Raw genomic sequence first — 9,408 nt, 5'->3', positions numbered from 1 at the left:
TCCGATTTTATTTGCAGCCGGTATCGGTCGAACAATGTCACCTGTTGCTGGCGTTATTATTACCGTTGCCGGTATGTCTGGCTTAACACCTATCGACGTCGTCAAAAGGACGAGTGTGCCTATGTTAAGCAGTATGGTTGTTGTACTCGTGATGGCTGTTATTCAATATTCATAAATAAAAAAACACCCAGCATTAGATTATGCTGGGTGTGATATTTCATTCTTTTTCAAAGCTGCAAAATAAACAATCAATCAACTACATTTAACTTTCGCACACTCTTTCGCTCAACTAAGGTTGGCTCTAATTCAATCACTTGCGGGAAATTATCAGGGGCATCTAATCGTTTCAGTAACGCCTCAACAGCCGCTTGGCCTAAACGATATTTAGGCTGGTGAATGGTTGTAAGGGACGGAGATATAAACTTCGCAATATGAATATCGTCATAACCAATAATAGAAAGTTGCTCAGGGATCTGAATACCAAGTTCATTCGCAGCATTAATCACCCCCATTGCCATCATGTCATTGGCAACGACTAAAGCGCTAGGTAACTTTCCTTTTTCATGCAATTGAATAAAGGCGTTATAGCCACCTTCGCATTCAAAATCCGCTTCCACTACCCATGATGGATTAACAATAAAGCTAGCTTCACCCATCGCCTCTAAATAGCCGTTATAACGCATTTTAGCTTGGTTCCGCTCAAGCGGACCGGTTATACAACCAATATCGCTGTGCCCCGCATCAATCAAATGTTTCGCTGCCATATAGCCACCACGTAGCGAGTTATCCTGAATTTTATCGCTAGTGAACCGCATCGGTCCCCAGTCCATTACCACGACAGGAATATCTGCATAGTGCTCAAAAATATCGAAACGCTCACCCTCTAGCGACGCACAAACTAAAATTAATCCATCAACACGCTTTTGCAGCAAAGTATTGATTGATTCGTGCATACGTTGGTGATCACCTTCAGTATTACACAAAATCAAACTGTAGCCTTTATGGTAACAATGACGCTCAACGCCTTTAACCACTTCGCCAAAGAAAGGATTGGTTGAGGTTGTTACCAGCATACCAAGGGTTTTAGTCCGGTTAACTTTGAAACTACGTGCCAAGGCTGAAGGTGCATAGTAATTGAGCTCTTTCGCAGCTTTATTTACTCGCTCTGCAATTTCATCACTGACAAAGCGGGTTTTATTAATAACATGGCTCACTGTCGAGGTAGAGACCCCTGCCAGTTTCGCGACATCTTTCATCGTTGCCAAGTTATTTCTCCTTAATTAGGCGTGTTGCGCTAAAAACAAATCCACTTCTTCACGAGTAGGGATAGACGTTTGCGCACCAAAGCGAGTGACAGAGATCGCAGCGGCAGCATGAGCAAACTTAATCGCTGATTCTAAAGCCAAATCTTCTAATAAACCAGTCACTAACGCGCCATTAAAAGTATCGCCAGCCGCCGTCGTATCTGTTGCTTCAACACGGAAACCTGAGATGATATCGCCGGAACCGTTTTGGCTTAACCATACCCCTTTCGCACCTAAAGTGATCATTACGGTTTTTATGCCTTTACCATGAAGAATATCCGCCGCCTGCTGTGCTGATTGGTTATCCGTTACCATCACACCAGTTAACACTTCGGCTTCGGTTTCATTAGGCGTGATCACATCAACACACGCTAACAACTCATCTGATAATTCTCGAGCAGGCGCTGGATTTAAAATCACTGTCGTACTAGCTAATTTCGCGACTTTTGCCGCTTTTTCGATACCACACATCGGTGTTTCTAATTGCATCAATAAATATTCAGCCTGACGAATCGTGTCTAAATCAGATTCAATCGCTTGTTCCGTTAACTTATTATTCGCTTCTGCCGATAAACAGATACTATTTTCACCGCAGTCAGAGACTTGGATCATCGCTATACCTGTCGGCGTTCCCATTTCTGTTTTCACACCACGTACATCAATTCCATCTTTGATGAAATTATCGTGCATCAACAGACCAAACGCATCATCACCAACGCACGCAATAAACCCAATATCAGCATTTAAACGCGCAGCGGCAACCGCTTGGTTAGCCCCTTTACCACCAGGGATAACTTGGTAGTTACGACCATGTAAAGTTTCCCCAGGGCGAGGAAATGAAGGCACTTGAAGAACATGATCCGCATTCACACTACCTAAAACCACTAACTTACTCATTCTTTAATCCTTAGTTCTGTTAACCCTTTAACGTCAATGGAGTAATAGGTTTAAGATCTATCAAAAACTTAAACCTATTAGAGCTTTGTCATTAAATGTGTAACATCGCTCGCTATATGAAAGAGCAACCCAAACAAGAGATTGGGTTACTCTGTATCGCGATGAAAAATATAGATAAATGGAATTAAATCTTATTTTGTAACGACTTTAAGTGGTACAGGGATGCTCTTATCAACCTTTTCACCTTTCAGTACTTTATCAGCCGTTTCTACACCAAGAGCACCAATTAAATTAGGTTGTTGCGCAATCGTCGCCGCTAATTTACCGCGCTTAACTGCAGCAATACCATCTTCTGTTCCATCAAAGCCTACAATTAGGACATTTTTACCGGATGCTTGAACCGCACGAAGTGCTCCCAGTGCCATCTCATCATTTTGAGCAAATACAGCTTGTACATCAGGGTTTGCAGCCAGCAAGTTTTCCATTACGTTCAAACCTTTGGTGCGATCAAAGTCCGCAGGCTGACTTGCTAAAAGATCCATGTCGTTGTCTTTTACCGCTTTCATGAAACCTTCACCACGCTCACGTGCTGCAGATGTACCTGCAATACCTTCAAGCTGAATAACTTTTGCTTTCTCCCCCACTTTTTCCATAATGAAACGGCCTGCCATTTCACCACCTGCAACGTTATCAGAAGCAATATGACTAACAACATCACCACGGCGTGCACCGCGATCAAGGGTCAATACTGGAATATTAGCGCGGTTTGCAATACGAATGGCATTTGACACCGCGTCTGAATCTGTCGGATTAATCAGAATCGCTTTCACTCCACGCACTGTTAAATCTTCGATATTTGACAGCTCCTTGCTCGGATCATTTTGTGAATCCAATACAATTAACTTATATCCAAGCTCTTTTGCTTTAGCTTCCGCGCCATCCTTCATTGATACAAAAAATGGGTTATTCAACGTCGATACGACAATAGCCATTGTATCTTGAGCTTGCGCCGCGAAAGACGCCGTGGAAGAAATAAGTGCAGCTGAAATAAGCGTTGCGATTTTTTTCATCGTTCTAGTCCTTTTGTAGGGGTGAGCCAGTACACGTCATCTGGCTCGTTTGTTGTAATAATTCGTAGCGTATTATTTGTTTTTGTTATCTACTAAAACCGCTAGCAAGATAACAACAGCTTTAGCAATCATTTGATAATAAGAAGAAACATCCAGTAGGTTCAGCGCATTATTCAAGAAACCAATAATAAGAGCACCAATTAACGTACCCATGATACGTCCCTTGCCCCCCATCAAGCTTGTTCCACCTAATACGACAGCTGCAATGGCATCTAATTCGTAACCCATACCAGCCGTAGGCTGCGCAGAAGATAAGCGAGAAGTCACGATAATACCTGCCAGCGCAGCTAACATACCGCAAATGGCATACACACCAATTTTCACACGATCAACATTGATACCTGAAAGACGAGCCGCAGATTCATTACCTCCAAGAGCGTAAATATAACGACCAAAACGAGTGTGGTTTAAAAGGTACCAAACGCCAGCAAAGACAATTACCATCAGCCAAACTGGAACAGGAATGCCTAACGCATAACCTGTACCGAACCATGCAAACGCATCACCAGTATCAGTAAAGCCTGTTGAGATAGGACGCCCATCGGTATACACCATGGTGATACCGCGCAGTAATGTCATCGTCACTAAGGTCGCGATAAAGGCTTGAACCTTACCCTTGGCAATGATCACACCACTAATCCCGCCCAATAAAGCACCAGCAAGCAAAGCCGTTGGCACTGCAATCAAGACAGGTACCTCTAAAGCAATCATACTGGCAGCAAATGCACCACAGAGCGCGAGCACTGAGCCTACACTTAGGTCGATACCTGCAGTTAAAATAACCAGAGTCATACCGACGGCAATAATCGCATTTACAGAGGTTTGACGAAGAATATTAAGAATGTTGTCAACAGTAAAAAAATTAGGGTTTAAAAAGGACACAACAACAATTAAAAAAAGTAAGGCAATTAATGATTTTTGTTCAATTAACCACTCTTTGCTAAACCACTTTTGACGATTTTTTTCAGCGGGTTTATTCATGGTATTAGTGCTCATGCTGCTTCCTCATTCATATTTTTGCCAACGGCACACGCGAGTAGTTTTTCTTGATCAGCCTCTTTTGCATCGAATTCACCAGTAATCCGACCTTCATGCATAACGAGGATACGATCGCTCATACCAAGCACTTCAGGCATCTCAGAAGAGACTAAAATGATACTCATACCTTCACTTTTAAATTTATTGATGAGTTGATAGATTTCTTTCTTAGCACCAACATCGACACCACGTGTTGGTTCATCAAGAATGAGAACTTTAGGCTGGGTCATTAGCCCTTTTGCGATAGCAACTTTCTGCTGGTTACCACCGGATAAGTTACCGATGATTTGGTTGTGTGTTGGCGTCTTGATATTGAAAATTTTAATGAAGTCATCAACAGCAACCACTTCCTCTTTATGCTGAATTTGCACACCTTTTGTGAGTTTATCCAAAGCACAAAGAGACATATTTTCTTTTACAGATAAGCCCAGAACAAGGCCATCGCCTTTTCGATCTTCAGAGATATAGGCAATACCGTTATTTAAACCGTCTTGAGGTGTGACAGGCTTAATAACTTGGCGATTCAGCATAATCACACCGCTTTCGGCTGGTAGCGCACCGTAAATCAATTTCACCAATTCAGTACGCCCTGCGCCCATTAGTCCTGATACACCAAGGATTTCACCGCGTTTTAGAGAAAAACTAACATCATGAACACCCGAACCCGTGAGTCCAGATACATCAAGGCAAGTTTCGCCATGTTTTACGGCAATACGTGGGTACTGTTCTTCCAACTTACGCCCCACCATCATCTCGATCAGTCCATCTTCATTGGTCTCTTTAACTTGGCATTCACCAATGAACTTTCCATCACGCAATACAGTAATATCGTCACAAATTTCAAAAATTTCTTTTAAGCGGTGAGAGATGTAAACAATGCCGCAACCTTGCTCACGAAGTTCATTAATGACGTTGAATAACGATGCTGTTTCTTTGTCAGTAAGGGCGTCTGTCGGCTCATCCATAATGATGACTTTAGATTCAAACGATAGTGCTTTGGCAATCTCAACCATTTGTTGTTCGCCAAGGCTTAAGTCACCCAGTAACGTTTTTGAGGAGTGTTTAACATTAAGGCGTTTTAACAGTTTATCAGCCTCATCATACATTTTTTCCCAGTGAATTCGTCCCATCATGCCCGTGAATTCACGCCCAAGATAAATGTTTTCGGCAATGGTTAACTCAGGGATCAGGTTTAACTCTTGGTGAATAATACTAATGCCAGCTTCTTGTGAATCACGTGGGCCATTAAATGCAGCTGGCTGACCTTGATAATGAATACTTCCTGCATCCATTTGGTAAATCCCAGTAAGCACCTTCATTAAGGTTGATTTACCTGCTCCGTTCTCGCCCATTAGAGCCATTACACGACCTGCATACACAGAAAGACTAGCTCTATCTAACGCTTTCACACCGGGAAACGCTTTCTCGATATCATTCAATTGTAGAATGGCCTGAGTCATAATTTATCCTCAACGTCGCTCTTAATTAAAACACCACACCGGATTGAAAAATCACATTGGCATACGGGGTACATTCGCCCGTTCTTACTATCGCTCGGCTTTGTTCCGTACGCTGTTTAAACTGCTCGTGGGTAACGTATTGAATATGAATTTTTTTATCTATTTTCGCTTGCTCTAGTTCAAGTTCAACCAGCAAGGCTTGGTGATGTTCAGGGCTCACTTGGGCAAATTCTTCTGCCATGATCACCCCTTCAATACATGTTTCGGAGAGCATCGCACGCACTGTATCTAAAAAGCTCGGTACACCATGCGTTAATGCCAAATCAATACGTTGCACATGATCTGGAATAGGCAAGCCCGCATCACAAATAGTGATTTCATCGGTATGCCCTAATGTGGCAACTAGGTAAGACAATTCTGAATTAATGAGGGTACTTTTTTTCATGTTATCGACCATTCGGTTATACGTTTTCTTACTAAAGGCATTTGCTAATAGGTGAAAATTACCTTTTTAGAAAACACCATCGAAACGTTTCGATAGCATAATAATCCGGCTGATTTTTTTGACTATCCCCAGTTCAATAAGATGTGAGAATGATCGGTCTTGAGCATCAATATGAAGACAAAAAAGAATACTAGGTCACACTTTAACCATCGAAACGTTTCGATAAAAATAAAAAAACGGATAACTAACTTATACATCCTTTTTATCTAATAACTAAAACTTATCTAAGCATCGAGTTCATTTCCTTTTTCAAAAAAAGAAAAAGGGCTTTGAATATTAAACTCAAAGCCCTTTAGAATTTCTTTATCTTGATATGTTATTTACAGTTCATAAATAGAATTAGATTCAGATCCTAATAACTGTTTTAAGTGCTTCCCCGCCACGCCAAACGTAATTTCCGGTATACCGGGTGTATAAAGTAACTCTTCACACGCATACAAGGATGAATCGATAATAATAGCAACATGTTCAGGTAGCCCTGCAGGGCATACAGCACCAGGTAAACACCCTAACTGTTCAGTCATCTCTTCACCATTACAAATAGAAGGGCGCTTACCGATTAACATCTTTATTTTTTTCGAGTCCATTCGAGAATCTTTATCAGTCAAATACAACGCATAGCCATGATCTTTAAATTTCATAAAGATGCTTTTAGTATGTACACCCGTCCAACCAAGTCTCGCTGCTACTTTTTGATCGGTTTCAAAATCAAGAATGCTTTCGTGATCCCACTCTCGATAAGGGATAGCCAATGACTTTAAACGTTGGGTATTAAACGCATAAATTTTTTGTAACGATTGCATATATCACTATCCCTTTTAATGTTACCAATACTTACCTATCAACTCTTTTGCAAGAATGATCGCAATAGTAAACATCATTGCCGCCACTAATAGATCAATACCTTTTTTCACTTTTGGTTGTGATAAAACAGGCCCAAGCTTTGCCGCACCTAAAGACAGGCTATAGAACCAGACAAATGATGCCATGATGGTACCAACAGCAAAAGAAATACGATCATTCCCTTCAAACTGCCCACCTAATGAACCAAGGATCACCACGGTATCAAGGTATAAATGCGGATTTAACACTGTCACTGCCAATGCTCCTAAGATAACAGCACGACGACCCCGAGCAACTACTTCACCATTTTTTTCATCAGTATTTGGCTTTTTGAACGCGCTTTTCAATGACAACAAACCATAAAAGGTTAAAAAAGCAATGCCGCCTAATGTTACAGAGGTTAGTAACATGTCATGTTGCGCAAGAATCGCACCGCCACCAAAAATACCTAAGGAAATGAACAGCATATCTAGCAAACTACAAATCGTTGCTGTCGTTAAATGGTGATTACGCTTTATGCCTTGATTAAGAACATAAGCGTTCTGGGCACCAATAGGGATGATCATTGATGCTCCCAAGCCAAACCCCTGTAATAAAACCCAAAAACTCATCATTCACCTCAGCAACATTAAAACTATATTCGTAAAGAGCCGAGAAGATAAAAGGTTTATATTGATAAGTATAATTAATGATTTTAATGTAACATTAGAGTTACTTATAATTATGGCATTACCTATATAAACTGGTGAGACTCACAAGCGAGGAGAATGCAGTGCGAGGATTAGATTACAAATGGATTGAAGCCTTAGATGCGATTATTCATCAAGGGAGTTTTGAACGTGCCGCTGAATACCTATTCATTTCACAGTCAGCAATTTCACAACGTGTAAAACAATTAGAAAAGTTTCTGGCTCAACCAGTACTGATAAGAGAGCAACCGCCAAAACCGACAGCAATAGGCAAAAAGCTGCTGGGGTTATATCGTCGTGTTAGATTACTTGAACATGAAATTTTGCCAGAGTTAGAAAACGATACCAGCTCACGCCCTATTCAACTTTCACTTGCTACCAACGCCGATAGTCTTGCGACATGGCTGTTACCGTCACTGCAAGACGTGATGAAACAAAAACAAGTTGAAATTACATTGAGTATTTATGGTGAAAACCTCTCCATCGAAAAATTGAAAAGTGGAGAAGTGGCAGGCGCAATTAGCGTAGAATCACAACCGATCCCGTCCTGTCGAGCCGACTATTTAGGTTGTATTGATTACGTTTGTGTCGCAAGCCCTGAATTTACTCAGCGATACTTCAAAAACGGCGTGAATAACCAAACGATAGCCAAAGCACCAGCAGTGTCTTACGATCAATTTGACGATCTGCACCAGAAATTTCTTACCCAGCACTTTAATGTAAATCTTGATAATACCGTCCATCATAAAATCAGTAGCTCAGAAGCCTTTATTAAAATGGCCATAGCTGGTATTGCTTACTGTTTAATCCCCAAATTACAGATCATCGAGGAATTAGAAAAAGGCACGCTGGTAAACATTACGCCGAATTTTGCTTTATCTAATAGAATTTATTGGCATCACTGGCAATTGGAAACTGGCGTATTAAAAGAAATATCGCAAGCGATCATTCATTACGCACAAAGCCATTTGCCTCAATAAGATGAGTAAAAAAAGCCCTCTCACTTGAGAGGGCCATCCTTAATGTAGTGTTAGCTATTTATTATTATTTAGAAATTTCACTGCTTTATCAGGAAAATCAGTAAATACGCCATCTACTTTTACCTGATTATAGAAAACATCAAGCATGCCATTGAAGTTCTCAGCGTATGACGGAATCCGTCCTTCATCGCCACGGAAAGTATAAGGATGCACTTTTAACCCCACCGCTTTTGCTTGCGCCATTAACGGTTTTATAATTATGTTCGACTGGGTTGATTTATCATCCACTAACATCGGTTTCCAAGGGCCAATCCCTTCCGCATATTGCGCCACTTTTGCCATACCATCTGGTTTGAACATCCAATCGTAGCTATACGGCGTTGCTTTATCACCGTTATATACCATGGTTTCGTTCCAATCAGTGTAAGCCATTAATTGGATAAGTTTTAAATCCATCCCCATCTCGGGCATCAAGGTATCATTAATACGCTTTAACTCATTGGCATCAAAACATTGCAGGTATACTTTGTCGCTTTGCGAGGTATAGCCGTAATGTTTTAAT

At 41.1% G+C, this 9,408-nt stretch carries 11 protein-coding genes; 2 read left to right on the top strand and 9 right to left on the bottom strand.

Going from position 1 to position 9,408, the window contains the following annotated elements:
- Positions 1–4 precede the first annotated feature (4 nt).
- Positions 5–175, top strand: a complete 171-nt coding sequence (locus SKA34_RS23100) for a hypothetical protein (RefSeq protein WP_255348825.1) — start codon at positions 5–7, stop codon at positions 173–175.
- A gap of 73 nt (positions 176–248) precedes the next feature.
- Here SKA34_RS23100 and SKA34_RS04550 read toward each other — a convergent pair whose 3' ends face one another.
- The 8 genes from SKA34_RS04550 to SKA34_RS04515 all read right to left on the bottom strand — a co-directional run bounded on the left by SKA34_RS04550 (position 249) and on the right by SKA34_RS04515 (position 7,788).
- Positions 249–1,265 (bottom strand): substrate-binding domain-containing protein, encoded by a 1,017-nt coding sequence (locus tag SKA34_RS04550; protein WP_006644333.1) that lies wholly within the window; start codon positions 1,263–1,265, stop codon positions 249–251.
- A gap of 15 nt (positions 1,266–1,280) precedes the next feature.
- Positions 1,281–2,201: a ribokinase gene (gene rbsK, locus SKA34_RS04545; protein ID WP_006644332.1), complete on the bottom strand. Its 921-nt coding sequence runs from the start codon at positions 2,199–2,201 to the stop codon at positions 1,281–1,283.
- 191 nt (positions 2,202–2,392) lie between these two features.
- Positions 2,393–3,271: a ribose ABC transporter substrate-binding protein RbsB gene (gene rbsB / locus SKA34_RS04540; protein ID WP_006644331.1), complete on the bottom strand. Its 879-nt coding sequence runs from the start codon at positions 3,269–3,271 to the stop codon at positions 2,393–2,395.
- 72 nt (positions 3,272–3,343) lie between these two features.
- Complete coding sequence (rbsC, locus tag SKA34_RS04535; protein ID WP_006644330.1) at positions 3,344–4,327, bottom strand: ribose ABC transporter permease; 984 nt, start codon at positions 4,325–4,327, stop codon at positions 3,344–3,346.
- Entirely contained in the window at positions 4,324–5,829 is a 1,506-nt protein-coding gene (rbsA, locus tag SKA34_RS04530; protein ID WP_006644329.1) for a ribose ABC transporter ATP-binding protein RbsA, read from the bottom strand. The genes rbsC and rbsA overlap by 4 nt, the downstream gene beginning before the upstream one ends.
- Before the next feature lie 25 nt (positions 5,830–5,854).
- On the bottom strand, positions 5,855–6,274 hold the full coding sequence (gene rbsD, locus SKA34_RS04525; RefSeq protein ID WP_006644328.1) for a D-ribose pyranase: 420 nt from the start codon (positions 6,272–6,274) through the stop codon (positions 5,855–5,857).
- A gap of 380 nt (positions 6,275–6,654) precedes the next feature.
- On the bottom strand, positions 6,655–7,137 hold the full coding sequence (locus SKA34_RS04520; protein ID WP_006644327.1) for a YbaK/EbsC family protein: 483 nt from the start codon (positions 7,135–7,137) through the stop codon (positions 6,655–6,657).
- A gap of 21 nt (positions 7,138–7,158) precedes the next feature.
- Positions 7,159–7,788 (bottom strand): LysE/ArgO family amino acid transporter, encoded by a 630-nt coding sequence (locus tag SKA34_RS04515; protein ID WP_006644326.1) that lies wholly within the window; start codon positions 7,786–7,788, stop codon positions 7,159–7,161.
- 161 nt (positions 7,789–7,949) lie between these two features.
- Between SKA34_RS04515 and SKA34_RS04510 the strand changes: the two genes are divergently transcribed.
- Positions 7,950–8,846, top strand: coding sequence for a LysR family transcriptional regulator ArgP (locus tag SKA34_RS04510; RefSeq protein WP_006644325.1), 897 nt, complete (start codon positions 7,950–7,952; stop codon positions 8,844–8,846).
- Between the two features lie 54 nt (positions 8,847–8,900).
- Here the strand turns inward: SKA34_RS04510 and glpQ are convergent.
- A partial coding sequence (glpQ, locus tag SKA34_RS04505) for a glycerophosphodiester phosphodiesterase (RefSeq protein WP_006644324.1) occupies positions 8,901–9,408 on the bottom strand: 508 nt, incomplete at its 5' end.

This window comes from Photobacterium sp. SKA34, from assembly GCF_000153325.1.
Lineage (GTDB): Bacteria > Pseudomonadota > Gammaproteobacteria > Enterobacterales > Vibrionaceae > Photobacterium.
The sequence above is the reverse complement of the archived record's forward strand: the minus strand, read 5'-3'. Positions and strand labels throughout refer to the sequence as shown.

Excerpts from the sequence above, each read along its gene's own strand:
- rbsK (WP_006644332.1), bottom strand. The coding sequence starts at position 2,201 with ATGAGTAAGTTAGTGGTTTTAGGTAGTGTGAATGCGGATCATGTTCTT.
- SKA34_RS04520 (WP_006644327.1), bottom strand. The coding sequence starts at position 7,137 with ATGCAATCGTTACAAAAAATTTATGCGTTTAATACCCAACGTTTAAAG.
- rbsA (WP_006644329.1), bottom strand. The coding sequence starts at position 5,829 with ATGACTCAGGCCATTCTACAATTGAATGATATCGAGAAAGCGTTTCCC.
- rbsC (WP_006644330.1), bottom strand. The coding sequence starts at position 4,327 with ATGAGCACTAATACCATGAATAAACCCGCTGAAAAAAATCGTCAAAAG.
- rbsD (WP_006644328.1), bottom strand. The coding sequence starts at position 6,274 with ATGAAAAAAAGTACCCTCATTAATTCAGAATTGTCTTACCTAGTTGCC.
- rbsB (WP_006644331.1), bottom strand. The coding sequence starts at position 3,271 with ATGAAAAAAATCGCAACGCTTATTTCAGCTGCACTTATTTCTTCCACG.
- SKA34_RS04515 (WP_006644326.1), bottom strand. The coding sequence starts at position 7,788 with ATGAGTTTTTGGGTTTTATTACAGGGGTTTGGCTTGGGAGCATCAATG.